This window comes from Nocardioides alpinus (genome assembly GCF_900112035.1).
GTDB classification, from domain to species: domain Bacteria; phylum Actinomycetota; class Actinomycetes; order Propionibacteriales; family Nocardioidaceae; genus Nocardioides; species Nocardioides alpinus.
Map to the genome: position 1 here is coordinate 199417 of NZ_FOKC01000002.1, position 25442 is coordinate 224858.

General features: G+C 72.0%; 22 protein-coding genes. 6 read left to right on the forward strand and 16 right to left on the reverse strand.

Translation table 11 applies throughout. From position 1 onward, the window contains the following. Positions 1-38 precede the first annotated feature (38 nt). Genes BM127_RS06265 through BM127_RS06275 form a run of 3 tightly spaced genes read left to right on the forward strand, consistent with a single transcriptional unit; the run spans position 39 to position 6806 of the window. Positions 39-3323, forward strand: coding sequence for a transglutaminase family protein (locus BM127_RS06265; protein ID WP_091196865.1), 3285 nt, complete (start codon positions 39-41; stop codon positions 3321-3323). A 10-nt stretch (positions 3324-3333) separates the two neighbouring features. Continuing rightward, the gene (locus BM127_RS06270; RefSeq protein ID WP_091196055.1) at positions 3334-5895 is read left to right on the forward strand and encodes a circularly permuted type 2 ATP-grasp protein; all 2562 of its coding nucleotides are present in this window, start codon (positions 3334-3336) and stop codon (positions 5893-5895) included. After that, on the forward strand, positions 5892-6806 hold the full coding sequence (locus tag BM127_RS06275; protein WP_091196058.1) for a transglutaminase family protein: 915 nt from the start codon (positions 5892-5894) through the stop codon (positions 6804-6806). The genes BM127_RS06270 and BM127_RS06275 overlap by 4 nt, the downstream gene beginning before the upstream one ends. Before the next feature lie 20 nt (positions 6807-6826). On the opposite strand, the gene BM127_RS06280 is transcribed toward BM127_RS06275, so the two are convergent. The 6 genes from BM127_RS06280 to BM127_RS06305 form a co-directional block, all read right to left on the reverse strand. Then, complete coding sequence (locus tag BM127_RS06280) at positions 6827-7639, reverse strand: transglutaminase-like domain-containing protein (RefSeq protein ID WP_091196061.1); 813 nt, start codon at positions 7637-7639, stop codon at positions 6827-6829. Then, positions 7639-8790 carry a flavodoxin-dependent (E)-4-hydroxy-3-methylbut-2-enyl-diphosphate synthase gene (ispG, locus tag BM127_RS06285; protein WP_091196063.1) on the reverse strand — a complete coding sequence of 384 codons (1152 nt, stop codon included), beginning with the start codon at positions 8788-8790 and terminating at the stop codon, positions 7639-7641. The genes BM127_RS06280 and ispG overlap by 1 nt, the downstream gene beginning before the upstream one ends. Before the next feature lie 210 nt (positions 8791-9000). Then, positions 9001-10347, reverse strand: coding sequence for a M50 family metallopeptidase (locus tag BM127_RS06290; protein ID WP_091196066.1), 1347 nt, complete (start codon positions 10345-10347; stop codon positions 9001-9003). A gap of 17 nt (positions 10348-10364) precedes the next feature. After that, positions 10365-11453: a 1-deoxy-D-xylulose-5-phosphate reductoisomerase gene (dxr, locus tag BM127_RS06295; protein WP_175507334.1), complete on the reverse strand. Its 1089-nt coding sequence runs from the start codon at positions 11451-11453 to the stop codon at positions 10365-10367. Between the two features lie 12 nt (positions 11454-11465). After that, positions 11466-12050: an AMP-binding protein gene (locus BM127_RS06300; protein WP_139227671.1), complete on the reverse strand. Its 585-nt coding sequence runs from the start codon at positions 12048-12050 to the stop codon at positions 11466-11468. Positions 12051-12057: 7 nt separating this feature from the next. Then, complete coding sequence (locus BM127_RS06305; RefSeq protein WP_175507335.1) at positions 12058-13497, reverse strand: M1 family metallopeptidase; 1440 nt, start codon at positions 13495-13497, stop codon at positions 12058-12060. A 173-nt stretch (positions 13498-13670) separates the two neighbouring features. Here BM127_RS06305 and BM127_RS06310 point away from each other — a divergent pair, with 173 nt between their 5' ends. Together BM127_RS06310 and BM127_RS06315 are read left to right on the forward strand one after the other, a co-directional pair. Continuing rightward, positions 13671-14564, forward strand: a complete 894-nt coding sequence (locus BM127_RS06310) for a serine protein kinase RIO (RefSeq protein ID WP_091196072.1) — start codon at positions 13671-13673, stop codon at positions 14562-14564. Between the two features lie 189 nt (positions 14565-14753). Then, a complete protein-coding gene (locus BM127_RS06315) occupies positions 14754-15854 on the forward strand; it encodes an LOG family protein (RefSeq protein WP_091196075.1) in 1101 nt (366 codons plus the stop codon). Here the strand turns inward: BM127_RS06315 and BM127_RS06320 are convergent. The 10 genes from BM127_RS06320 to rpsB form a co-directional block, all read right to left on the reverse strand. Next, positions 15832-17034 carry a glycosyltransferase family 4 protein gene (locus BM127_RS06320; RefSeq protein WP_091196078.1) on the reverse strand — a complete coding sequence of 401 codons (1203 nt, stop codon included), beginning with the start codon at positions 17032-17034 and terminating at the stop codon, positions 15832-15834. The two genes, BM127_RS06315 and BM127_RS06320, sit on opposite strands and share 23 nt — an antisense overlap. A 90-nt stretch (positions 17035-17124) precedes the next feature. Then, positions 17125-18261, reverse strand: coding sequence for a dual-specificity RNA methyltransferase RlmN (gene rlmN / locus BM127_RS06325; protein ID WP_091196080.1), 1137 nt, complete (start codon positions 18259-18261; stop codon positions 17125-17127). A gap of 59 nt (positions 18262-18320) precedes the next feature. Further along, positions 18321-18668, reverse strand: a complete 348-nt coding sequence (locus BM127_RS06330) for a hypothetical protein (RefSeq protein WP_091196083.1) — start codon at positions 18666-18668, stop codon at positions 18321-18323. A gap of 68 nt (positions 18669-18736) precedes the next feature. Further along, entirely contained in the window at positions 18737-19249 is a 513-nt protein-coding gene (locus tag BM127_RS06335; protein WP_091196086.1) for a histidine phosphatase family protein, read from the reverse strand. Then, positions 19246-20022, reverse strand: a complete 777-nt coding sequence (locus BM127_RS06340) for an SDR family oxidoreductase (protein WP_091196088.1) — start codon at positions 20020-20022, stop codon at positions 19246-19248. The genes BM127_RS06335 and BM127_RS06340 overlap by 4 nt, the downstream gene beginning before the upstream one ends. Positions 20023-20031: 9 nt before the next feature. Continuing rightward, the gene (locus BM127_RS06345) at positions 20032-20940 is read right to left on the reverse strand and encodes a phosphatidate cytidylyltransferase (protein ID WP_091196090.1); all 909 of its coding nucleotides are present in this window, start codon (positions 20938-20940) and stop codon (positions 20032-20034) included. Positions 20941-20950: 10 nt separating this feature from the next. After that, entirely contained in the window at positions 20951-21505 is a 555-nt protein-coding gene (gene frr, locus BM127_RS06350) for a ribosome recycling factor (protein ID WP_198554223.1), read from the reverse strand. 53 nt (positions 21506-21558) lie between these two features. After that, a complete protein-coding gene (pyrH, locus tag BM127_RS06355; protein WP_091196095.1) occupies positions 21559-22275 on the reverse strand; it encodes a UMP kinase in 717 nt (238 codons plus the stop codon). 161 nt (positions 22276-22436) lie between these two features. Beyond that, positions 22437-23249: a translation elongation factor Ts gene (gene tsf / locus BM127_RS06360; protein WP_091196098.1), complete on the reverse strand. Its 813-nt coding sequence runs from the start codon at positions 23247-23249 to the stop codon at positions 22437-22439. Positions 23250-23335: 86 nt separating this feature from the next. Continuing rightward, positions 23336-24418 carry a 30S ribosomal protein S2 gene (rpsB, locus tag BM127_RS06365; RefSeq protein ID WP_091196101.1) on the reverse strand — a complete coding sequence of 361 codons (1083 nt, stop codon included), beginning with the start codon at positions 24416-24418 and terminating at the stop codon, positions 23336-23338. A gap of 420 nt (positions 24419-24838) precedes the next feature. Between rpsB and BM127_RS06370 the strand changes: the two genes are divergently transcribed. Next, positions 24839-25426, forward strand: coding sequence for a M23 family metallopeptidase (locus BM127_RS06370; RefSeq protein WP_091196103.1), 588 nt, complete (start codon positions 24839-24841; stop codon positions 25424-25426). Positions 25427-25442: the final 16 nt, after the last annotated feature.

Sequence of the window (25442 nt, forward strand, 5' to 3'; positions counted from 1 at the left end):
AAACATCGTTGGCACGTAGGCGCACTACGGTGACGCGCGTGACGATCCGCGTAGCCCTCGAGCACCGCACCACCTACACCTTCGCCGAGCCGGTGACGGTCCACCCGCACACCGTGCGCCTGCGTCCGGCGCCGCACTCGCGGACCCCCATCGAGTCGTACTCGCTCTCGGTCGAGCCCCGCGGTCACTTCCTCAACTGGCAGCAGGACCCGTTCGGCAACTACCTGGCCCGCCTGGTGTTCCCGGAGCCGGTCAGCGAGCTCGACATCACAGTCGACCTGGTCGCGGACATGACCGTGGTCAACCCGTTCGACTTCTTCGTCGAGGACTACGCCGAGCAGTACCCGTTCACCTACGAGGCCGACCTGGCCGTCGAGCTGGCGCCCTACCTCCAGCCGGTCGACGAGCAGCCGGGCGGCGGCCCGGGGCCGTTGGCGCGGCAGTGGCTCGCGGACAGCGGACTGGGCGAGCGGACCGACCCGATCGTCGACTTCCTCGTCGCCGTCAACCAGGCGGTGCAGCGCGAGGTGAGCTACACCGTGCGGATGGAGCACGGCGTCCAGTCCCCCGACGAGACGCTCTCCACCCGCTGGGGTTCCTGCCGCGACAGCGCGTGGCTGGTCGTCTCGCTGCTGCGCCAGCTCGGGCTGGCGGCACGGTTCGTGTCGGGCTACCTGGTCCAGCTCGCCCCCGACATCGCCGCGATCGACGGGCCGACCGGTCCGAGCGAGGACTTCACCGACCTCCACGCCTGGGCCGAGGTCTTCGTCCCGGGTGCCGGCTGGATCGGGCTCGACCCGACCAGCGGACTCTTCGCGGGCGAGGGGCACATCCCCCTCTGCGCGACCCCCAGCCCTGCGTCTGCCGCGCCGATCAGCGGCTCGACCGGCCCGGTCGGGGTGTCCTTCGCCTTCCACAACCGGGTCACCCGCATCCATGAGGACGCCCGCGTCACCCGCCCCTACTCCGAGGAGCAGTGGGCCGCCGTCGACCGCCTCGGCGAGCACGTCGACCGGCTGCTGGTCGACGGCGACGTACGCCTCACCGTCGGCGGCGAACCGACCTTCGTCTCCGCCGTCGACCAGGCCAGCGCCCAGTGGACGGTGGACGCCGACGGACCGGACAAGCGCGTCCTCGCCAGGAGCCTGACCGAGCGGCTCGCGGACCGGTGGGCACCGGGCGGCCTGGTGCACCACGGCCAGGGCAAGTGGTATCCCGGCGAGCCGCTGCCGCGCTGGCAGGCCCAGCTCTGGTGGCGCCTCGACGGCGCGCCCCTGTGGCGCGATCCCGCCCTGCTCGACCACCCGTGGGGCGACCCCGTGGTGGGCGCCGACACCGCGACGCCGGCCCCGACCGAGTCCGCGGCCCGGCTGATGGCGGCCCGTCTCGGCGTGCCCGACGCGCACGTCCTGGCGGCGTACGACGACCCCTTCGCGCAGGCCTGGGACGAGGCTCGTCGCCCGGCCGGCGACCCGGTCGACCCCGAGGCACCGACCGTGGACGCGGTTGACAGCACCGCCTCGCCGGACCCACGGGCGTGGGTCGTGCCGGTCTTCGAGGACCCGTCAGGCACCGGCTGGGGCACGGCGCGGTGGCGGCTGCGGCGAGGCCGGTTGTTCCTGGTGCCCGGGGACTCCCCCGCCGGCTACCGGCTGCCGCTCGAGTCGCTCGCCTGGAGCGCGCCGCCGGACCTGCCGGACCGCTCGCCGTTCGCGCCGTACGCACCCCTGGACCAGCCGGCAGCAGGTGCCGCGCCGGCGGTCGTGCACGACGTCGAGGAGGCGCCGCGCCACGCGGTCGTCGTCGAGGAGCGCGACGGTCACCTGTGCGTGTTCCTGCCACCCCTCACCGACGCGGCCCGAGCACTCGAGCTCGTCACGGCGGTGGAGGACTGTGCGGCCGAGCTCGGCGTGCCCGTCGTGCTCGAGGGCTACTCCCTCCCCGGTGACCCGTCGCTCGTGAGCCTGTCGGTGACTCCGGACCCCGGCGTGATCGAGGTCAACATCCAGCCCACCCGCACCTGGGCGGAGCTGCGCGACCTGACCGAGAGCCTCTACGACGACGCCCGCCAGGTCGGGCTCGCGACCGAGAAGTTCGACCAGGACGGCACCCACACCGGGACCGGTGGCGGCAACCACTTCACGCTGGGCGGGCCGACCCCGGCCGACTCACCGCTGCTGCGCCGTCCCGACCTGCTGCGGAGCCTGGTCACCTACTGGCAGCACCACCCGTCCCTGTCCTACGTCTTCAGCGGTCGCTTCATCGGCCCGACCAGCCAGGCGCCGAGGGTCGACGAGGGTCGCCACGAGACGCTCTACGAGCTCGAGATCGCCTTCGCCGAGCTCGAGCGCGCCACCCGCGACGGCGGCGAGGCCGAGCCGTGGCTGGTGGACCGGCTGTTCCGGCACCTGCTCACCGACGTCACCGGCAACACGCACCGCTCCGAGTTCTGCATCGACAAGCTCTACAGCCCCGACAGCGACCGGGGTCGCCTCGGCCTGCTGGAGATGCGCGGCTTCGAGATGCCACCGCACCCCCGGATGGCGCTGGTGCAGGCCGCCCTGCTGCGGGCGCTGGTCGCCCGGTTCTGGGCGGAGCCCTACTCGGGTCCGCTCGTGCGCTGGGGCACCCGTCTGCACGACACGTTCCTGCTGCCCGCCTTCGCCATGGCCGACCTCGAGGACGTGGTGCGCGAGACCAACGCGTTCCTCGGCGACGGACCCCGGTTCGACCCGGCCTGGCTCGAGCCGTTCCGCGAGTTCCGGTTCCCCCGGCTCGGCGAGACCACCGTCGCCGGGGTCGGCCTCGAGCTGCGCGGGGCGGTCGAGCCGTGGCACGTGCTCGGCGAGGAGGTGTCGCTCGGCGGCACGTCACGCTACGTCGACTCCTCGGTGGAGCGCGTGCAGGTGCGGGCCGACGGGCTCGTCGAGGGTCGCCACGTGCTCACCTGCAACGGCGTACCGGTACCGATGCGGCCGCTCGGCGGCCCGGGGCGTGCGGTCGGCGGGGTGCGCTACCGCGCGTGGGCGCCGTACTCCTCGCTGCACCCGACGATCGGCATCCACTCCCCGCTCACCTTCGACCTGGTCGACACCTGGAGCAGCCGCTCGCTCGGCGGGTTCACCTACCACGTCGTGCACCCGGGCGGTCGCAGCTATGACGACCACCCGGTCAACGCGATGGCCGCCGAGGCGCGGCGCGCGTCGCGGTTCGAGGCGCTCGGCCACACCAGCGGTCGGATGGACCTCGGCGCGCTGCCGGAGCCGGGCGTGGAGTATCCAGCGACGACGGACCTGCGCCGGTTCCTACCCGGCGATCGCTAGGGTTCCGCGGGTGAGCGTCCCGGTCAGTGCCTCTGCGAGCGAGGACGTGACCGAGGGCGCGAGCGGCACGGGGCCTCTGGCTGACTACCGCGCGCAGGTGCGGACCGAGGGCGGACCGGACGAGTGGTACGACGCCTCGCACCGGCTGCGGCCCGAGCAGCACCCGATCACGTCGGCGGTCGACCAGCTCGGGCTGCCGGGCCTGCTCGCGGCACGCGGGGAGGCACGCCGCCTGGTCGAGGACGACGGCATCCGCTACGGCCCGGGCGCGATGGACGACGACGCCGACCCCGGCCGCAGCTGGGTGATCGACCCGCTGCCGGTCGTCATCGGCAGCCAGGAGTGGGCCGGGCTGGAGTCCGCGCTTCGCCAGCGGGCGCTGCTGCTGCAGCTGCTGCACGACGACCTCTACGGCGCCCGTCGGCTGCTGTCCGACCGCGTGCTGCCCGCCGACGTCGTGCTGGGCCACCCCGGCTTCATCCGCGGCGCCGACGGCATCGCCCACCAGCGGCTGGTGCTCACCGCGACCGACCTCGCCCGCGACGCGGACGGCGCCTGGGCCGTGCTCGCCGACAAGACCGCCGCGCCCGCCGGAGCCGGCTACGCCATGGCCAACCGCCGCGTCACCAGCCGGGTGCTCGGCCCGGTGCACCGGCGGGCCTCCCTGGCGCGGCTGCGGGGGTTCTTCGACACGATGGCGCGCGCGCTCGGAGCAGTCGCCGGGAGCGACGTGGACACCCCGCGGGTGGTGCTGCTCTCCCCCGGGACGGGCGCCGAGACCGCCTTCGACCAGGGCTTCCTGGCCACCCTGCTGGGGTTCCCGCTCGTGGAGGGCGACGACCTGAGTGTGCGCGACGGACGGGTCTGGATCCGCAGCACCGGCCGCAGCGAGCCCGTCGACGTGGTGCTGCGCCGCCTCGACGCCGAGTTCTGCGACCCCCTCGAGCTGCGGGCCGACTCGCAGCTGGGGCTGCCCGGACTGGTGGAGTCCGCGCGTCGCGGCACGGTGCACCTCGCGAACCCCCTCGGCTCGGGCGTCCTGGAGAACCCCGGCCTCACGCCCTACCTCCCCGCCCTCTCCCGCCGTCTCCTCGGCGAGGACCTGGCCCTCCCCTCGGCCACGACCTGGTGGTGCGGCGAGCCTGCCGAGCTCTCCCACGTCCTGGCCCACCTCGACACGCTCGTCGTCAAGCCGATCTCCCGCGGAGCGGTGGTGGCAGCACGCTTCGGCTGGGACCTCTCGTCGGCGGAGCGCGACGACCTGCGCCGTGAGATCTCCGCACGCCCCTGGGCATGGGTGGGCCAGGAGCCGATCGCCATGTCGACCGCCCCGGTCGTGACGCCCACCGGGCTCACCCCGGGCCGCTTCGTGCTCCGCACCTTCGGGGTCGCGCACGCGGACGAGCACCACGTCATGCCGGGCGGCCTGGGCCGGGTCAACACCTCCGCCGCGTCCCTGCTGGTCTCCAACGCGAGCGGGGCGCTGGCCAAGGACGTGTGGGTGCTGACCGACGAGCCCTCGGGCCTGCGCGGGTGGGCGTCGCGCGACCCGGCGACCCAACCCGCCCTCGTCCGGCTGCAACGCCGCGCCGCCGTGGCCCCACGGGTGGCCGACAACCTGTTCTGGGTCGGTCGCTACGCCGAGCGGGCCGAGGGGATCGCTCGTCTGCTGCGCGTGGCCGACGACCTCGCCGAGGACCACGCCCAGCGTCCCGACACCCCGGGCGCCGCCACCATGGCCGTCATGGTGGCGGCCGGCGCGCGGCTCACCGGTCTCGCCCCCCAGCCGGGCATGTCGCCGTCCGACCACATCCGCGCCATGGTCGGCACGCCGCAGCAGGTCGGCACCCTCGCGCACACCGGCCACCGCATCGTGGCGGCGGCCGAGAACGTCCGTGACCAGCTCTCCCAGGACATCTGGCACGTCCTGTCGCGGCTGGCCCGCACCCTGGCGACACCGGCACCGACCGACGTACCCCTGCGGCAGCAGCTCGACGTCGTGCTCGAGTCGCTGCTCGCGGTCGCGGGCGTGGTGCACGAGAGCATGGTGCGCGACCAGACGTGGGGCTTCCTCGACGGTGGCGTACGCGTGGAGCGCGCCCAGCACACCGTCGCCCTCCTCCGCGCCACGCTGGCGGTGGAGCGCGCGCCGATCACCGACGGGCAGGTCACCGAGTCGGTCCTCGAGGCCTGCGAGAGCATCCTGACCCACCGGCGGCGTACGGCGTCCGGCGAGGGACCGGCGTGGCCGATCCACTCCGCGACGTCGCTGCTCCTGGTCGACCCCGGCAACCCCCGGTCGGTGGCCTTCCAGGTCGCCCGCCTCGGCAAGGCGCTGCGGCTCGCCGCCGACGACGACCTGGTCGAGAGGGCCGAGGCCCTCGGTGCCTCGCTCGCGGACCTCGATCTCGTCGACGTGTGCGCCGGCGACCGCGCCGAGCTGCGGGACGTGCTCGCCACGGTGGAGACGACCCTGCGCGCGATCTCGGCCGACCTGACCGCTCGACACTTCAGCCGCAAGCCCACGCAGCGGGTGCTCCTGGGTGACTGGGCGGGGGCGGGACGCCCGTGAGCCGCCAGGGCCCCGACGACTTCACGCCGCGCAGCTACGAGGTGCGGCACCGCACGACGTACACCTACGACGAGGACGTCACCACCTGCTACGAGCGGGGGTTCCTGCGGCCGCGGGAGACGCCGTCCCAGCGGGTGGTGAGCAACGACGTCGACATCTCGCCGGAGCCGCTCCTGGTGAGCGAGCACCGCGACCACTTCGGCAACGAGAGCTTCTACGTCGAGGTGCGGACCCCGCACCGGGTCCTCGAGGTCACCAAGACCAGCGTCGTGCACGTCGCGTGGCCGCTCGTCGACCTCGCGGCGCTCGACCGGTGGACGGTGGCATCCGCGGCCGAGGAGATCCGCAGGACGGGCGACCCCGCCACCGTGTCGACCCACCTGCTCCCCTCGGTGCTGGTGGACGTCGACGACGCGGTATGCGCCTACGCCGCCACCCACCTCACCCCCACCCGGCCGCTGGGCGAGGCGGTCGTCGCGCTGACGCACGCGATCTTCGACGACTTCGACTACCGGTCAGGGGTCACCAACGTCCGCACGACGTTGCAGGACCTGCTGGAGTCGCGCCAGGGGGTGTGCCAGGACTTCACCCACCTCGCGCTGGGGTGCCTGCGCGCCGTCGGCCTCCCGGGCCGCTACGTGAGCGGCTACCTCGAGACCGCACCCCCGCCGGGGAAGGTGAAGCTGGAGGGGGCCGACGCGTCGCACGCCTGGGCGTCGGTCCTGACTCCCGACGGGACGTGGGTCGACCTCGACCCGACCAACGACCACCTCGCCGACAGCCGCTACGTCGTCACCGCCTGGGGGCGCGACTTCCGCGACGTGTCCCCGCTCAAGGGCGTGATCTTCACCGAGTCCACGACGTCCTCGCTCAAGGTCGGGGTCGACGTGACGCGGCTGCCGGAGCTGTAGCCGGGCCGCTGCCCGAGCCGTCAGCGCAGCTGGGTGAGGGTCAGCCCGTCGTCGGCCGGCAGGGCGGGGGCGACGCTCGCACCCACCTGGACCTGCAGCAGGCCCGCCTGGCCGGCGTTGACGGTCAGGAAGGCGGTGTCGGCAGCGTCGCGCCCGGTGGCGATGCGGACCAGGGAGCCGCGCGGCGCGAGCCCGGTGCCGTCGACGACGTACCACCGCCCGTCGAGGGCGACCTCGGTGACCGCGTGGAAGTCCATCGGCACCAGGCCAGGTGCGTAGACGCTGACGAGCCGGGCCGGCACACCCAGTGCGCGCAGCATCGTGGTCACCACGTGCGAGGTGTCCCGGCACACCCCCTGCCGTCGGAGGTAGGTCTCCAGGGCGCCGTCGAGCGGTCCGCTGCTGCCCGGCGCGTAGGTGATGTGGTCGAGCGCCCAGCGGACGACCGCGCGCACGAGGTCCTCGCCCGTGCGACCGCCGAACAGCTCGCGCGCCACCGGGGTGAGCCGATCGGAGTCGCAGTAGCGGCTCGGGCGGGTGAACTCCACGCCCTCGAGCTCGGTGAGCGGGGCCGGGGGTCCGCCGAGCGGCACCACGGCGTCGTACCGCACGACGAGCGTGCCGACGGGCGCCCGCGCGACCCGGTGCAGGCGGGTGCCGCCGGCTGCGAGGAGCTCGCTGGGCTCGAGGAGCCCCGCCTCGGAGGTGACGGTGAGCGACTCCTGGGTCGGCGCCAGGTCGGCGGCGACCGCCACGGAGAGCACCAGGTCGGCGGGCGCGCCGACCTGGAGCCGTACGGTGCTGCTGACCGTACGGGTGAGGGCTGGGCCCATCAGCTGACGCTGACCGACGCCTCGGAGCCCTCGACCGGCTCCATCCCCTCGGCGAGGCGCATGGCCTCCTCGATGAGGGTCTCGACGATCATCGACTCGGGGACGGTCTTGATGACCTCGCCCTTGACGAAGATCTGGCCCTTGCCGTTGCCGGAGGCGACACCCAGGTCGGCCTCGCGGGCCTCGCCGGGTCCGTTGACGACACAGCCCATGACGGCCACGCGCAGCGGCACCTCCATGCCCTCGAGGCCGGCGGTGACCTCCTCGGCGAGCTTGTAGACGTCGACCTGGGCGCGCCCGCACGACGGGCAGGAGACGATCTCGAGACGACGGGGCTTGAGGTTGAGCGACTCCAGGATCTGGAGGCCGACCTTGACCTCCTCGACCGGCGGCGCGGACAGCGAGACGCGGATGGTGTCGCCGATGCCCTTGCTGAGGAGGTGGCCGAAGGCGACGCTCGACTTGATGGTGCCCTGGAACGCGGGGCCGGCCTCGGTGACGCCGAGGTGCAGCGGCCAGTCGCCGGCCTCGGCGAGCAGCTCGTAGGCGCGGACCATCACGACGGGGTCGTTGTGCTTGACCGAGATCTTGAAGTCGTGGAAGTCGTGCTCCTCGAAGAGGCTCGCCTCCCAGACCGCCGACTCGACGAGCGCCTCGGGGGTCGCCTTGCCGTACTTGTCCATGATCCGCTTGTCGAGCGAGCCCGCGTTGACGCCGATCCGGATCGAGGTGCCGCGGTCCTTGGCGGCCCGGGCGATCTCCTTGACCTGGTCGTCGAACTTGCGGATGTTGCCGGGGTTGACCCGCACGGCCGCGCAGCCGGCGTCGATCGCCGCGAAGACGTACTTCGGCTGGAAGTGGATGTCGGCGATCACCGGGATCTGCGACTTCTGGGCGATGGCCGGCAGGGCGTCCGCGTCGTCCTGGCTGGGGCACGCCACGCGGACGATGTCGCAGCCGGTGGCGGTGAGCTCGGCGATCTGCTGGAGCGTCGCGTTGACGTCGGAGGTCAGCGTGGTGGTCATCGACTGCACGGAGATCGGCGAGTCGCTCCCGACCCCCACCGAGCCGACCTTGATCTGCCGGGTCCGGCGGCGCGGGGACAGCACGGGCGGGGGAAGAGCGGGCATGCCAAGGCCGACAGCAGTCATGGCTCCATCGTACGGGCCGGGGCGTCGTACGCCCCTCTCGGCGGGACCGCCGCGGGGGCGGTGCGTGGGGCAGGTTCCGAGGCTGCCGAACCTGCCTGGCTCACCGCCCGGCCCCGGACCCTGGTGAAGCGGTGCGTGAAGCAGGTTCTGAGGCTGCCGAACCTGTCTGGCTCACCGCCCGACAGAGTGCCAGGGAGGAGCCCCCGCCGCTCAGCTGATGTGGAGCGGCACCACGAGGTCGGCCACGATCAGGACCACGCCCATGACCAGCATCGCCAGCCCCACGACGTACGCCACCGGCAGGAGCTTGGCGACGTCGACGTGCCCGGGGTCCGGGCGACCGCGCAGGCGGGCGACACCGCGCTTGAGACCTTCGTAGAGCGCGCCGGCGATGTGGCCGCCGTCGAGCGGGAGCAGCGGCACGAAGTTGAACATGCCGATGAAGAAGTTGAAGCTCGCGATCAGGAAGAGCAGCGTCACGATCTTGTCCACGAGCGGGAAGGCCTCGCTGGCCGCGGCCTCGCCGGCGAACCGGCCGCCCCCGACGATCGAGACCGGGCTCTCCGGGTCACGCTCCTGCAGCCCGACGATCGCGCGGCCCACCTCGTAGACCTTCACCGGCAGCTGGCCGAGCGCCTGGACCGTCTCGACGGTCATGGTGCCCATCTGGTCGGCGGTGTAGAGCAGGCCACCGGTCTGGAGGTTCACCTCCGGCTGGACCCCGAGGAAGCCGACCTCGGTCATCGTCTCGTCCTCGAGGGAGGTCCGGCGAAGGGTGACGGTGGTGTTGGTCTCGAGCGTCATCGGCTCGCCGCCACGGACGATCTCGATGATGGCGTCGCCGTCGGCGTTGGCGCGGATCTGCTCCTGGAAGGTGTCCCAGTCGGAGAAGGGCGTGCCGTTGAAGCTGACGATCTCGTCGCCGGCCTGCATGCCGGCCTCGGCGGCCGGGGTCGGCGGGTCCGCGGCCGTGCACTCGCGACCGGCCTCCGCCGCTGGGATCACGCACGCGGGTACCGACTGCACAGTGGGCTCGACGACCTGGTCGCGCGGGTTGCCGTAGGTCGCGAACAGGATCGCGAAGAGCGACGTCGCGATGGCGATGTTGACCATCGGGCCGCCCGCCATCACGATCACCTTCTTCCACCACGCGAGGCGGTAGAAGAGGCGGTCGGTGTCGTACTGCTTGACGTACTCCCACTCCGCGGCGCGCGCGTCGGAGATCAGCTGGGTGAACATCCCGGTGTTGGAGCGGCGCACCTTGTGCACCGCCTCGCCGTCCTCGTCGTACGTCGTCTCCTCGACGAGGTCCTCGGCTCCCGGGGGGAGCATCCCGACGATCTTGACGTAGCCGCCGAGCGGGATCGCCTTGATGCCGTACTCGGTCTCGCCGATCTGCTTGCTCCACACGGTCGGCCCGAAGCCGATGAACCACTGCGGCACCTTGCAGCCGAACTTCTTGGCCGGGACGAGGTGGCCGAACTCGTGCAGCCCGATCGAGACGAGGATCGCCACGACGAACGAGACGACGCCGAGGGTGTAGAGCAGGACGGTCATGTGGGGGCAGGTCCTTGTCAGGGGATGAGGGCGGCCGCCTCCGCGCGCGCCCAGGCGTCGGCCGCGAGGACGTCGTCCACGGTGAAGTGCTCCCTCGATGGTACGTCGTGGGCGTCCAGGATCCGCCTCACCGTGGACACGATGTCCGGGAACCGCAGCCGCCCCTCGTGGAAGGCGTCGACCGCGACCTCGTTGGCAGCGTTGTAGACGGCGGGCGCGGTGCCACCGCGCTCCCCCGCCCGACGGGCGAGCGTCACCGCCGGGAACACCTCGTCGTCGAGGGGCTCGAAGCGCCAGTCGGCGGCCTTCGTCCAGTCGATCGGGGTCTCCGCGTCGGGGACCCGGTCGGGCCAGGCCATCCCGATCGCGATCGGCACGAGCATGGTCGGCAGGCCGAGCTGGGCGACCACGGCGCCGTCGACGAACTCCACCATCGAGTGGATGAGCTGCTGCGGGTGGACGACCACGTCGATGCGGTCGTAGGGGACGTCGAAGAGCAGGTGCGCCTCGATCACCTCGAGGCCCTTGTTGATCAGCGTCGCGGAGTTGGTCGTGATGACGCGGCCCATCGCGAAGTTGGGGTGGGCGAGCGCCTGGTCGGGGGTCACGTCGGCCAGCTCGGCGGCGCTGCGGCCGCGGAACGGACCTCCCGACGCGGTCAGCACGAGGCGACGCACCTCGGTCGCCGAGCCGGCGCGCAGGCTCTGGGCGATGGCGCTGTGCTCGGAGTCGACGGGGACGATCTGCCCCGGGCGGGCGCGCTCCTTGACCAGCGGACCGCCGATGATCAGCGACTCCTTGTTGGCCAGCGCGAGGGTGGTGCCGGCGTCGAGCGCGGCCAGGGTGGGTCGCAGGCCGACCGCACCGGTGATGCCGTTGAGCACGACGTCGCACGCCATCGAGGCGGCCTCGGTGGAGGCGTCCTCGCCGAGCCCCGAGTACGCCGGCGCGAACTCCGCCACCTGGGCGTCGAACAGCTCCTCCTGGGAGCCGCCGGCCGTCAGCCCGACCACCCGGAACCGGTCGGGATGGGCGCGCACCAGGTCGAGGGCCTGGGTGCCGATGGAGCCGGTCGAGCCGAGGATGACGATGTCGCGCGCGCTCACCGGATCAGTCTGTCAGTGACTCGCGAACGACCAGAACTCCAGCCCGCCGACCTGCACGAGCTCGAGGCCCGGGGGCGACGACTGCTGGTCGCCGGCACCCAGCGCCGCGAGGACCGTCAGCGTGCGGTCGCCGTGGCGCGCCAGCACGGCGTCACCCGGCACGTCCGCGCAGCCGGCCGGATCGGTCCGCCCGGCGCGCTGGGCGATGTCCCACGGGAGAGGCTCGTCGTCGGCCGTGAGCACGACGCCGTCCGCGCTGTCGCTGACGACCATCGAGGCGTCGGCGGCCGGCGGGTCGTCGTACACGCTGACCGCGCCCACGCGCGCGGCCGCCAGGCCCACGACAATCCCCGTCACGCGCGGGACGGCGCCGACCGCGACCGGGTCGCCGATCCCGATGCCGAAGGCGCGCAGCACCCCCGCGCACGCGCCCACCTCGGTGAGGAGCCGCGCGAAGGTCCAGTCCCCGCCGGGATCGGTGAGGGCGATGTCCTCCGCGCGCCCGCGGATCACGTGGATGTCGAGGGCGTTGTAGCAGGCGTTGAGGGTGCCGGCGTCGCCGTCCGTGGGCGCGCGGAACCAGTTCACATCAGGCATCGGGCGATCAGGCCAGCCCGTTGTCCGCAGTCTCGGCCGGCTTGGTCGGCGTCCGGAGCCAGGCGGTGAAGAAGCTGCCGAGGTCCTCGCCACTGACCCGTGCGGCGAGCTCCTCGAACTCCTCGCTCGCACCGTTGCCTCCGCGCTGCTCGCGGATCCAGGTGCGCAGGATCTTCCAGAAGTCCTGGTTGCCGACCCGGTTGCGCAGGGCCTGCAGGGTCATCCCGCCGCGGCCGTAGATCGCGGAGTCGAAGATCTTGGCGGCGCCGGGGTCGGCGACGGTGACCTTCCAGAAGTCCGAGGACGCGTCCACGTTGTCGAAGTAGCTGTCCAGGATGGCGTCGGCGCTGCGTCCGCCGTGGGTCTCGGTCCAGCGCCACTCCATGAAGGTCGCGAAGCCCTCGTTGAGCCAGATGTCGCGCCAGCCCTGCACCGCGATGTCGTCGCCGAACCACTGGTGGGCCAGCTCGTGCACGACGAGGCTGGTGTAGCTGCCGCCCACCGCGGGGTAGGTCGGGCGCGTCTGGTTCTCCAGCGCGAAACCGGGGTCGAGCGAGGTGGTGATGCCGCCGACGACGGAGAACGGGTAGGGGCCGAGGTCCTTCTCGAGGCCGGCGATGACGGTCGGGGTCTTCTTCATCAGCCGCATGCTGGCCCGCTGGTCACCCTCGCTGAGGCCCTGCGAGACCGCGACGAGCCACGGCAGCCCCTTGCGGGTCCCCTTGGCGATGGTGAAGTCACCGGCCGCGAAGAACGCGAGGTAGGGCACCATCGGCTCGTCCGCGCGCCAGTGCCACGTGGTCGACGTCTTCCCGGTGCGCCTGCCCTTCAGCTCTCCGTTCGAGATCACCTCGCGTCCCTTGGGCACGCGGATGCGGACGTCGACGATCGCCTTGTCGAGAGGGTGGTCGTTGGCGGGGAACCACCACGTCGCCATGTGCGGCTCGTTCATGGTGACGACCTCGCGCTTGTTCGCGAGCCAGTTGTTCTCCCCGGCGTACGCGTACTTCCCCGGGCGGTCGGCGTACGTCACGACGACGGTGTGCTCGCTGCCGGCGAGCAGCGCCTGGGCGGGCGTGATGCGCAGCTCGTGGCCGCCGTCGGTCTTGACGAAGCCGGCCTCCACCCCGTCGACCGTCACTGCCGACACCTTTAGCAGGAAGTCGAGGGAGAAGCTCGCCAGGTCCTGGGTCGCGGTCAGCTCGACCGACGTCCGACCGCTCAGCCGCTTGGTGTCCAGCGCGTAGCGGTTGGAGATCCGGTAGGCCGTCACGTCGATGCCGCCGTTGCCATCGAGCGGCCAGTAGGGATCACCGATCCCTGACGCGCCGTCGACCGGAGCGCGCGGGGCGAGCTCGGCGGTCGCGGTGGCGCTGGTCAGTCCGACGGTCATCGCCGCGCAGAGGGCGGCGGCGAGCAGGGGCCTCGTGAGGGTTCGCGTGGTCACCCTGACGAACCTAGCCCAGATATTCACGTGCGGTCTCCCGCCCCCTGCGCCAGACTGGGCGGCGTACTCCGGGTGGCGACGCGCGCCGCCCGCCTGTGAAAGGAGTCGTGACATGTCCATGACTGTCCTCGGCCTGTCCGCCGACCACCTTTCTCACACCCGGAGCACCCACCTTGTCCCACGACACCTCACGACCCTTTCCGGAGGACTTCCTCCGGCCTGACGACCGTTCGCCCGTCGAGGGCATCGACGAGACGTTCGTCTTCACGTTCGACACCTACGCCGACGACCTCGGCGCAGGACAGCAGTGGTCCCGCTGGGAGGACCTCGAGGCCCTGATGCGGGGTCCCGAACCGCGCCCCGACTGGGTCGTGACGTCCAGCGGCGCCATCGACACCGAGCTCGGCGTCCTCAAGACCGGCAAGGAGGCCGACGTCTTCCTCGTGGAGCGGTCGGACCCCCACGACGCCGACGGCTCGGTCGTGATGGCGGCCAAGCGCTACCGCGACACCGACCACCGGACCTTCCACCGTGCCGCGTCCTACACCGAGGGCCGGTCGATGAAGCGCTCGCGCGACAACCGCGCGCTCAAGCGCAAGTCGACCTGGGGCCGCCAGGTGGCGGCCGGCGAGTGGGCGGTCTCGGAGTGGAACGCCCTGCGCCGCTGCTGGGAGCTCGGTCTCCCGGTCCCCTACCCGGTCCAGATCGACGACACCGAGATCATGATGGAGTGGATCACCCACGACGGGGAGACCGCCCCGCGGGTGGCGCAGGTCCGCCCGGAGCCGTCGGTCGTCCAGGGGTTCTACGACCAGCTCCGCGAGGCGCTGCTGACGCTCGTCCAGGCCGGGCTGGTGCACGGGGACCTGTCGCCCTACAACACCCTCGCCCAGGGCGACCGGCTCGTCATCATCGACCTCCCCCAGATGGTGGACCTGGTCGGGAACCCACGCGGCATGGACTTCCTGCTGCGCGACTGCGCCAACATGGCCGGCTGGTTCCGCTCGCGCGGGCTCGAGATCGACGAGCAAGAGCTGTTCGGGGACCTGATGGCGCACGCGTTCTGAGCCGGGCAACGACGACACGCGGCCCCCAACCCGCCAACTCGTGAGTTGGTCCACCCACTGGTGAGTTGGCGGGTCGGAGCCGCAGACACCCCTTCCAGGGGGCCCCACCCGCCAACTCATCGGTTGGCTACCGACCGCTGGGTCGTGAGTCTCCGTAGACCCACCACCCAGCCACATAGGTTGTCCGACGTGAAGCACTCCCGCGGACGTGTCCTCGACGTCACCTCGCTGGCCGACCTCGACCGACGGCTGGCCGGCGGGGCGACGACGCTGGCCGGCTGGCGGGTGGTCGGGCTCGACCTGACCGAGCGGGGGCCGACCCTCCTCACCCGGTCGCTGGCCCAGTCGCTGTTCCTCGGCTGCGAGTTCGCCGAGGGTGAGGGCGACGCCGTACGCCGGGCCGGCGCCGTGGTCCTGCCCGACATCCCCGGTGTGCCGATCGACCCCTACCGGGCCTCGCTCTACGCGCCACGCGACCTCTACGACACCCCGCGCTACCGCGACTCCCTCGACGCCAGGGCGTACGCCTGGTCGCAGGGCCGACCCGACGCCGACGACGCGCTCGCGATGGACCTGCACGACCACGCCGTCGACGTGGCGCTCGAGACGTGGCTCGCGGGCCGCTCGGTGGTGGGCGTGATGGGCGGCCACTCGCTCGAGCGCGGGAGCGGGACGTACGCCGCAGCCGCGCGCCTCGGCCACGGGCTCGGCCGTGACCTGACCGTCGCGACGGGCGGCGGCCCCGGAGCGATGGAGGCGGCCAACCTTGGCGCCTTCCTGGCCGACGAGCCCCCGACTGCGGTCGACGACGCGCTGCAGCGACTCGCGGCCGTGCCGTCCTTCCGTCCCGACGTCGGCGCGTGGGCCCGGGCCGCCTTCGAGGTCATCGACGCCCACGGTCCGGGCCACGACTCGCTGGGGGTGCCGACCTGGCACTACGGGCACGAGCCGCCGAACCCGTTCGCCACCACGATCGCGAAGTACTTCCGCAACGCCACCCGTGAGGCGACCCTGCTGGAGATCTGCAACGCCGGCATCGTCTTCCTCCCCGGCGCGGCCGGCACGGTCCAGGAGGTGTTCCAGGACGCCTGCGAGAACTACTACGGCGACCCGTCGACCATCGCTCCGATGGTGCTCGTCGGCCGACGGCACTGGACCGAGGAGCTCCCGGTCTGGCCGCTGCTCCGCTCGCTCGCGCAGGGCCGGGCGATGGAGTCGCACGTCCACCTCGTCGAGAGCCTCGACGAGGCGGTCGCGGCGGTCTCGCTCAGCCGGCCGCGCGGCGACTGACAGCCGGAGCGCTGACGTCGCGGTAGTGGCTCACCAGCAGCTGGTTGACGGCCTGCCAGGTGCGGTCCCGCACGCTGTGTCGCGCGGCCAGCGCCATCCGTCGCCGCAGCACCGGCCGGGCGAGCAGGTGCTCGACGTGGGCCGCCAGCTCCTCGGCGTCCCCGGGCTCGTAGAGGTAGCCGGTGACGGTGTCGTCGACGACGTCGATCGGCCCACCGGCGCGGGGCGCGACCACGGGCACCCCGCTGGCCAGCGCCTCCTGCGCGGACTGGCAGTAGGTCTCGTGCCGCCCCGTGTGGACGAAGACGTCGAGCGTGGCGTACGCCCGGGCCAGCTCGTCGCCGTGCAGCACGCCGAGGAACGCGGCGTCGGGGAGCAGCGCCCGCAACCGGGCCTCCTCCGGCCCGCCGCCCACGAGCACCAGCCGGACGCCGGGCAGCCGGTCGACCCGGGCCAGCAGCTCGAGCTCCTTCTCGGCGGCCAGGCGGCCGACGTAGCCGACGAGGTGCTCGCCGTGCGGTGCGAGCTCGGCGTGCAGCGCCTCGTCGCGACGCGCAGGCCGGAACAGCTCCTGGTCCACTCCCCTGGGCCACCGGGCGACCGCGTCGATCCCCAGCCGCTCGAGCTGGGCGATGCTGGCGGTCGACGGGGCCAGCGTGCGGTCGACGCCCAGGTGGATCCGCCGGGTGAGCGACTCCATCGCGCGAGCGCCGCCGGGCACGGCGTACCGGTCGGCGAACCCGACGAGGTCGGTCTGGTAGATCGCCACCGTCGGGATGCCGAGCGAGCGCGCTGCCTTCGCGGCCTGGTAGCCGAGCGCGGCCGGTGAGGCGATGTGGACCACGTCGGGGCGGAAGCGCTGCATCGCGGCCCGGAGCCGGCGACGGGTCTCCAACCCGATCCGGAAGTCGGCGTAGAACGGGAGGTTGGCGCCGCGGGCGTGGGTGACCGGGAAGCCGGCGTACGTCGACGGGCCGGTCGGCGCGATCAGCTCAGCCTCGTGGCCCTCGGCCGCCAGGTGCTCCAGCACCCGGCGTACAGAGTTGGTGACGCCGTTGACCTGGGGCAGGAAGGACTCGGTGACGACCAGGACCCGGAGCTCCGCGCTCGCGGGACGGGTGATCGCAACGATGTTCGCCGTGACGTTGCGGCTCTGACGCCGCCTCTCGAGCAGGTCCATGCGACGGACGCTAGGGATCGGTCGGCAACACCGGCCCCGATCCGGGCAGACGACACGTGAACGGTCCCCGACAGGACGGTCTGCCCGGGACTACTCCACGGCGGCGAGCTGGCCGCAGGCTCCGTCGATGTCGCTGCCACGGGTGTCGCGCACGGTCGTGGGGATGCCCTTGGCCTCGAGGCGACGGACGAACTCGCGCTCGTCGGCCGGGTCGGAGGCGGTCCACTTGGAGCCGGGCGTCGGGTTGAGCGGGATCAGGTTGACGTGCACCCATCCCCAGTCGCCGTAGGAGTTGAGCACGTCGCCGAGGAGGTCGGCCCGGTGCGCCTGGTCGTTGATGCCGCGCATCATGGCGTACTCGATGGAGACGCGACGCTTGGTGACGCGGGCGTAGTTCCAGGCGGCCTCGACGGTCTCGGCGACCGAGTAGCGGGTGTTGATCGGGACCAGCTCGTTGCGCAGCTCGTCGTCGGGCGCGTGCAGGCTCAGCGCGAGCGTGACCGGGATGCCCTCCTCGGTCAGCTGGTTGATCCTCGGCACGAGGCCGACGGTCGAGACAGTGATGCCGCGGGCGCTCATCCCGAGGCCGGCGGGCGACGGGTCGACGAGGCGGCGGACGGCACCGATGACGGCCTTGTAGTTGGCGAGCGGCTCGCCCATGCCCATGAAGACCACGTTGGAGACGCGTCCGGGGCCGCCGGGGACCTCGCCGCGCGCCATCGATCGCGCGCCGGCGACGACCTGCTCGACGATCTCGGCGGTCGACATGTTGCGCTGGAGGCCGCCCTGGCCGGTGGCGCAGAACGGGCACGCCATCCCGCAGCCGGCCTGGCTGGAGACGCAGACGGTGGCACGGTCGGGGTAGCGCATGAGCACCGACTCGACGAGCGCACCGTCGAAGAGCTTCCAGAGCGTCTTGCGCGTGGTGCCCTTGTCGGCCTCCAGCGTGCGCAGCGGCGTCATGAGGTCGGGCAGCAGTGCTGCGACCAGCTCGTCACGCTGCGTGGCCGGGAGGTCGGTCATCTCCGCGGGGTCGTCGACGAGGCGACCGAAGTAGTGGGTCGAGAGCTGCTTGGCGCGGAAGCCGGGGAGGCCCATCTCCTCGAGCAGCGCCTTGCGGCCGGCCTCGTCGAGGTCGGCGAGGTGCCGCGGGGGCTTCTTGCGTCCGCGGGGCTCGTCGAAGACGAGGGGCAGGGTCTTGATGGGCTGCTGAGTGGAATCTGACATCGCGGAGCGATTCTCCCATCCCCGCGGTCACGCGGCGATTCGCGAGGCGACGCGACGACTCAGGCGTCGACCATGAAGTAGAGGACCAGCGACGTGACACCGAGGACGACCAGCGCCGTGACGAGCATCCCGACGAACATGAACTGGGCGAAGCGGCGCGTCTTGCGCTTGACCAGCATCGTGATCGGCAGGACCAGCGCGATGAGGATCAGGGGGAAGAGCTGCTCGGCCGTGTCGTAGTCGAAGAGGAGCCGCAGGATGCCGACGAAGGCTCCCGGCAGCGCCGTGACGAAGAGCATGCCGGCGAAGAAGCCGGTGATCCCCGCGAAGGTCGGGTGGCTGTGGTGCCACCACTCGAAGGATCGCTCGCGCGACTCCTCGGTCTGCTGCAGCTCGTCGGTCTCCACGCCTCCAGAGTAGGCGGTGGACCGGGCCCGTGGCCGCTGGGCACGCGGTGCGAGGATTTTCGAGGCGCTCACCCGTCGACGGTGATCACGTCGGGCATCGCGAGCCCGGCCCAGCGCTCGAGGTCGGGCGGCTGTCCGGTCAGGTCGGCGACCGCGAGCGTCCAGGCGGTGCCGTGGCCCACCAGGACCACGTCCTCGCCGCCGTGCACGTCCAGCACCCGGCGTACGGCCGGCACGACGCGCGCGCGGCACGCGCCCAACGGCTCCCAGCCGGGCACGGCCGCGGCGTCGGGGCGGTCGAAGGCACGGCGTACGACGCCGGGGAAGTCGTCCACCTGCTCCCCCGAGCGCTCGTGCTCGCGCAGGTCGCGCAGCACGCCGACCTCCGTGTCGGTGAGGAGCTGGGCGGTCTGGACGGCCTTGGGCTCGGGCGAGCTGAACCACGCCGCGCGCGCCGGCAGCCGGCCGGAGGCGCGCAACGCCCACACGTCGTCGTACGCCGCGGGGTCGAGGTCCCACTCGGCCGCGGGCGTGCCGGGAACCATCAGCGGGCGACCGTGGCGGACCAGGTGGAGGGTCACACGAACTCCCGGGCGCCACGCAGGCGCGTGGTGAGGAGGCGCTCGGCCAGGGAGGAGTCGAGGCGCACGTCGACGGGACCGGGGACCGCGAGCTCGGCCCGGCTCGCGCCACGGAGCAGGTCGGGATCCCACCCGTCGCGGCGGGCGATCAACCGCCCGAGCTCCAGGCGGCTCATCGCGTCCAGGCCCGCGACGTGGAGGACACCCCGGACCTCGTGGGTGACCAGCTCGACGAGCGCTGCCGCGAGGTCGCCGACGTGGACCGGGCAGCGCCGCTCGTCCTCGAACAGAGCACCATCGGCGCCCTCGGCCAGGCGGTGCACGAGGCGCTCGTGCGGGGACCTCCCGTCGCCGAGGATGAGCGAGGTGCGCGCGACCACCACGTCCGCGCAGACGGCCAGTGCGACCGTCTCCGCAGCGGCCTTGGCTGCGCCGTAGGGGGTCACCGGATCGGGCCTGGCCGACTCGTCGTAGTGCACGTCCGCGCCGGAGAACACGACGTCGCTGGAGACGAGGACCAGGCGCGCCGCGTGGGACGCCGCCGCCAGGGCGACGTGCGCGGCACCGGTGGCGGTGACGTCCCAGTCGGACTGGACGTAGGCGGTGTGGACGACCGCGTCGGGCCGGTGTCGGTCGAGCAGTGCCTCCACGGCGTCGCGGTCCCTCAGGTCGGCGTCGGTCGACCCCACGGCGACCACGTCGTGGGCGGCGGCCGCGGCCACCACGTGACGACCCAGGTAGCCGGTCCGACCGCCGGTGACCAGGACGCGCACGACGACGCCTCAGTAGACGAGGTAGTAGAGGATCAGCCAGATCGGCGCGACGGTCGCGAGCAGCGAGTCGAGCCGGTCCATCAGGCCGCCGTGCCCCGGGATGACCTGGCTCATGTCCTTGATGCCGAGGTCGCGCTTGATGACGGACTCGCACAGGTCACCGAGCGTGGCCATGACGACGGTGATCAGGCCGAGCAGGAGGCCGACCCACCAGTCGCCGCCGAGGAACGACGTCACGAGCCAGACGCCGACCGCGACGCACGCGACGGTCGAGCCGGCGAAGCCCTCCCACGACTTCTTGGGCGAGATGACCGGAGCCATCGGGTGCTTGCCGAACAGCACGCCCGCGATGTAGCCGCCCGTGTCGGAGGCCACCGTGATCGCGATGAAGGTGATGATGCCGCGCACGCCGGGGTCGTCGGTGTCGAGGCCGAAGGCCGGGTTGTGCCCGCCCTCCGAGAGCAGCAACGCGACGAAAGCGCCGAGGAACGGCACGTAGATCAGCGTGAACACCGCAGCCGTGGCGTTCTTGACATAGCCGTCCACCCCGCGGCGCAGCAGCCACAGCATGATCACCAGGGCCGTGACCGCGGTGGCCGTGACGAGGGCGGGCGCGCCGTAGAAGTAGGCCACGACGACCATCACGACGCCACCGAGCATCAGCGGCTGCTCGGGGATGTCGATGTCCTTGGCGCCCAGGCCGTTGTGCAGCTCCCAGATCGCGATGACGACCGCCGCGGCGACGATCGCCATGAAGGCGGTCTTCCAGAACAGCAGCGACAGCAGGATCGCCCCGACCAGCACCACGGCGGAGACGATGGCGGTGGGCAGATCGCGGCCTGCGCGGCCGTGGTCCTTCTTGATCGCCTCTGCCGGCGGCTGGGGCACCCCGGGTGCGGGTGGCTCGGAGGTCGTCATGGGTGGGCGCTCAGACTTCGAGCAGCTCTGCTTCCTTGTGCTTGAGGAGGTCGTCGATCTTGTCGGTGTGGGTCTTGGTGAGCCCGTCGAGGCGCTTCTCGGCCCCGGTGACGTCGTCCTTGCCGACCTCACCGTCCTTTTCGAGCTTCTCGAGCGCCTGCTTGGCCGTGCGGCGGATGTTGCGCACCGAGACGCGGCCGTCCTCTGCCTTGCCCTTGGCGAGCTTGATGTACTCCTTGCGGCGCTCCTCGGTCAGCTCCGGGAAGACGCAGCGCAGCACCTTGCCGTCGTTGGAGGGGTTGACGCCGAGGTCGGAGTCGCGGATCGCGCGCTCGACGGCCGGCATCGCGCCCACGTCGAAGACCTGGATCAAGATGGTGCGCGCGTCCTGGGAGGTGAAGCTCGCCAGCTGCTGCAGCGGGGTCTGCGTGCCGTAGTAGTCGGCGGTGATCTTGGCGAACATCGCCGGGTTGGCGCGCCCGGCGCGGATGGCGGCGAACTCCTCGCGGGTCGCCTCGACGGACTTGCCCATCTTGGCGTCGGCATCGTTCATCACGTCGTTGATCACGTTTGCGCTCTCTCTCGTCGTACGTCGGGTGCGGAGGTGGTGCGGCCGGGTCAGGCCGAGCTGCTCACCAACGTGCCGATCTTCTCACCCCGGACGGCGCGCACGATCGTGCCCGGCGTCGAGAGGTTGAAGAAGACCATGTCCATCTTGTTGTCGCGGGCCATGGCGATGCCGGTGGCGTCGGCGACCTTGAGGTCGCGGGCGAGGTACTCGTCGTAGGTGAGCTGGTCGAACTTCACCGCGTCGGGGAACTTGTGCGGGTCGGAGTCGTAGACACCGTCCACGCCCTGCTTGCCCATCAGGATGACCTCGCAGCGCGTCTCCAGCGCCCGCTGCGCCGCGACCGTGTCGGTCGAGAAGAACGGCATGCCGGCGCCGGCGCCGAAGATCACGACGCGGCCCTTCTCCATGTGGCGCATCGCGCGACGCGGGATGTAGGGCTCGGCGACCTGGCCCATCGTGATCGCGGTCTGCACACGCGTCTCGACGCCGTGCTTCTCGATCAGGTCCTGGAGCGCGAGGCAGTTCATCACCGTGCCCAGCATGCCCATGTAGTCGGCACGCGCGCGGTCCATGCCGCGCTGCTGGAGCTCGGCGCCGCGGAAGAAGTTGCCACCGCCCACGACGATGGCGATCTGGACACCCGACTTGGCGACCTCGGCCACCTGGGCAGCCAGGGCATTGATCACGTCGAGGTCCAGTCCGACCTCACCGCCGCCGAACACCTCGCCGGAGAGCTTGAGCAGGACTCGCTTGTACGCCGTCACCTGGATCCCTTCGCACGCCTTGACCGGTCCCGAGAAACCTACCGGCCAGTGGGGGCGGGGTCGAACCCGCGCACCCGGAGGTGCCCTGCGGGCGGCCGCAAATGCCGCAGGGGCCGTACGCCGGTGGCGTACGACCCCTGTCGGGTGCGGTGAGCGGAGGCTCAGGCGCCGACCTCGAAGCGGGCGAACCGCTTCACGGTGGTGCCGGCGGCGTCGAGGACGGCCTTGACCGACTTCTTCGACTCGGTGACCGACTCCTGCTCGAGCAGGACGATCTCCTTGTAGAACCCACCGAGGCGACCCTCGACGATCTTGGCGATCGCCTGCTCGGGCTTGCCCTCCTCGCGGGTCTTCTGCTCGGCGATGGAGCGCTCGGACGCCACGACGTCCGCGGGGACCTCGTCGCGGGTGAGGTACTGGGCCTTCATCGCGGCGATCTGCATCGCGGCGGCGCGGGCGGCAGCCTCGTCACCCTCGAACTCGACGAGCACGCCCACGGCGGGCGGCAGGTCGGCGGCACGCTTGTGCATGTAGGTGACGGTGGTGCCCTCGAAGTAGGCGACCTCGCCCAGCTCGATCTTCTCGCCGATGGTGATGGCCAGGTCCTGGACGACCTCGCCGACGGTCTTGCCGTCGAGCTCGGCGGCCTTGAGGGCGTCGGTGTCGGTGGCCTTCACGGAGTTGGCGACCTCGGCGATCTGCTGCGCCTTGGCGATGAAGTCCTCGTTCTTGGCGACGAAGTCGGTCTCGCTCTTGAGCTCGACCAGCGCGTTGCCGGCGGTGGCGACGAGGCCGGCGACGGCCTCGCGCTCGGCGCCGCGGGCGGCAGCCTTGGCAGCACCCTTCACGCGGAGCAGCTCGACAGCCTTGTCGAAGTCGCCATCAGCCTCGGTCAGCGCCTTCTTGCAGTCCATCATCCCGGCCTGGGTCAGCTCACGGAGCTTCTTGACATCGGCGGCGGTGAAGTCAGCCATGGTCCCTCTTCCTTGGGTTCTGGGGTGGTCGTACGGGGACGTGCGAAGGCCGGCCGCGGGGTGTCCCCCGCGACCGGCGTCCGCCATCAGTCCTTCTTGGCAGCAGCCTTCTTCGCGGGCTCTGCCTCGGCGTCGGTCGCAGCCTCGGCCTCGACGGGGGCGTCGGCAGGAGCCTCGGCCGCGGTCTCGGCAGGAGCCTCAGCCTCAGCAGGAGCCTCAGCCTCGGCGGGGGCCTCGGCCTCGACCTCGACGGGGGCCTCCGCCTCGGCGGGAGCCTCGGTCACGGCGTCGGCGGCGGCCTCGGCCTGCGGGGCCTCGGACGCGGCACCGGTGGCCTCGGAGGCCGGGGTCTCGGCAGCGGCGTCACCGGTGGCGGCAGCAGCAGCCTTGTCGGCGTCACCGGTCAGGAGCTCGCGCTCCCACTCGGCCAGGGGCTCCTCGGCGCCGACGGCCTGGTCAGCGTCGCCACCCTTAGCGCCCGAGCGGGCGATGAGGCCCTCGGCGACGGCGTCGGCGACCACGCGGGTCAGCAGGCCGACCGCGCGGATCGCGTCGTCGTTGCCCGGGATCGGGAAGTCGACGAGGTCGGGGTCGCAGTTGGAGTCGAGGATGCCGATGATCGGGATCCGCAGCTTGCGGGCCTCCTCGACGGCGAGGTGCTCCTTGTTGGTGTCGACGATCCACACCGCGGAGGGAACCTTGGTCATCTCACGGATGCCGCCGAGGGTCTTCTCGAGCTTGGTGTGCTCCCGCTTCATCTGCAGGAGCTCCTTCTTGGTGCGACCCGAGCCGGCGACGGTGTCGAAGTCGACGTCGTCGAGCTCCTTGAGCCGGTTGATCCGCTGGTGCACGGTCTGGAAGTTGGTGAGCATGCCACCGAGCCAGCGCTGGTTGACGTAGGGCATCCCGACGCGCGTCGCCTGCTCGGCGATGGCCTCCTGGGCCTGCTTCTTCGTGCCGACGAACATCACGACGCCGCCCTTGGCGACGGTCTCCTTGACGAAGGCGTACGAGCGGTCGATGTAGGCCAGCGACTGCTGCAGGTCGATGATGTAGATGCCGTTGCGCTCGGTCATGATGAAGCGCTTCATCTTGGGGTTCCACCGACGGGTCTGGTGACCGAAGTGGACGCCGCTCTCGAGCAGCTGGCGCATGGTGACGACTGCCATGGGTTCTCCTGTTGTTGCGGAGGCGCTCACCTGTGTGCCCGCCCTTGACGCAGGACGGACCGGGAGCGTGACTCCTGTTGTGTTCAGTTCGTTGCGCCCGACGGGCGTCGGGTGCCCTGACGCTCACACGCCGGTCCGATCCGCACCGGTGGGGCTGGTGGGAACTGAGGACCGACGCCCACGGGCGGTCCGGAACCAGGGATGCATTCCGACGCGGTCTGCGAGCGTGCGAAGTCAGTCCGGGAGGACTGCTCCGCACATCGTAGGCCACCCGTACGCGTGGAGCGAATCGCTGGGCACCCCTCTTCTGAGCGTGGATTCCGGGCCGTGACGCATCCACAGGCCGGCTCCCCCGCCCGCCGTCCACAGGCTCGTCCGGTGCTGGTGGTCGTGCCCGGCGCCGGGCCGCAGGATCGCCGGATGCGAGCTGCCCTCGGTGTCGTCCGTCCCCTCCTGGTGCTCACCCTCCTGCTCGGTCACGGCGGAGCAGCGGCTGCGGCGCCCGAGCGACCGGACGGAGTGTGGCCCCTGGCGCCCGAGCCCGACGTCGTACGTCCCTTCGAGCCCCCGCCGAACCCCTATGCCGCCGGACACCGGGGCGTCGACCTCGCCGGGAGTCCCGGCCAGGCGGTGCTCGCCGCACTGCCGGGCACGGTCGGCTTCGCCGGGTCGATCGGCGGCAAGCCCGTGGTCACGGTGCGGCACGGCGGACGACGTACGACCTACGAGCCGGTGGTGGCCACCGTCGAGCGGGGCCAGGAGGTGGCCGCCGGCGCGGTGCTGGGCCGACTCACGGTGACCGACAGCCACTGCTTCCCGGCGGCGTGCCTGCACTGGGGACTGATCGTCGGCGAGGGCTCGGACGAGGAGTACGTCGACCCGCTGTCGCTCGTCGGTTCCGGCCCGGTGCGGCTGCTGCCGCTGTGGCGCGACGAGCCCGCCTCGGCGCGGGTCGGGTGGACTCCCCCGCTGGAGCGTTGGTCGCGCCCGCTGGACTGGCGGGCGTGACGTCGTCTCCGTCTCG

Coding starts and splice junctions, on each gene's coding strand:
- BM127_RS06280 (WP_091196061.1), bottom strand. CDS start 7,639: ATGGGCCCAGCCCTCACCCGTACGGTCAGCAGCACCGTACGGCTCCAG.
- ispG (WP_091196063.1), bottom strand. CDS start 8,790: ATGACTGCTGTCGGCCTTGGCATGCCCGCTCTTCCCCCGCCCGTGCTG.
- BM127_RS06290 (WP_091196066.1), bottom strand. CDS start 10,347: ATGACCGTCCTGCTCTACACCCTCGGCGTCGTCTCGTTCGTCGTGGCG.
- BM127_RS06300 (WP_139227671.1), bottom strand. CDS start 12,050: ATGCCTGATGTGAACTGGTTCCGCGCGCCCACGGACGGCGACGCCGGC.
- BM127_RS06320 (WP_091196078.1), bottom strand. CDS start 17,034: ATGGACCTGCTCGAGAGGCGGCGTCAGAGCCGCAACGTCACGGCGAAC.
- rlmN (WP_091196080.1), bottom strand. CDS start 18,261: ATGTCAGATTCCACTCAGCAGCCCATCAAGACCCTGCCCCTCGTCTTC.
- BM127_RS06345 (WP_091196090.1), bottom strand. CDS start 20,940: ATGACGACCTCCGAGCCACCCGCACCCGGGGTGCCCCAGCCGCCGGCA.
- tsf (WP_091196098.1), bottom strand. CDS start 23,249: ATGGCTGACTTCACCGCCGCCGATGTCAAGAAGCTCCGTGAGCTGACC.
- rpsB (WP_091196101.1), bottom strand. CDS start 24,418: ATGGCAGTCGTCACCATGCGCCAGCTGCTCGAGAGCGGCGTCCACTTC.
- BM127_RS06370 (WP_091196103.1), top strand. CDS start 24,839: ATGCGAGCTGCCCTCGGTGTCGTCCGTCCCCTCCTGGTGCTCACCCTC.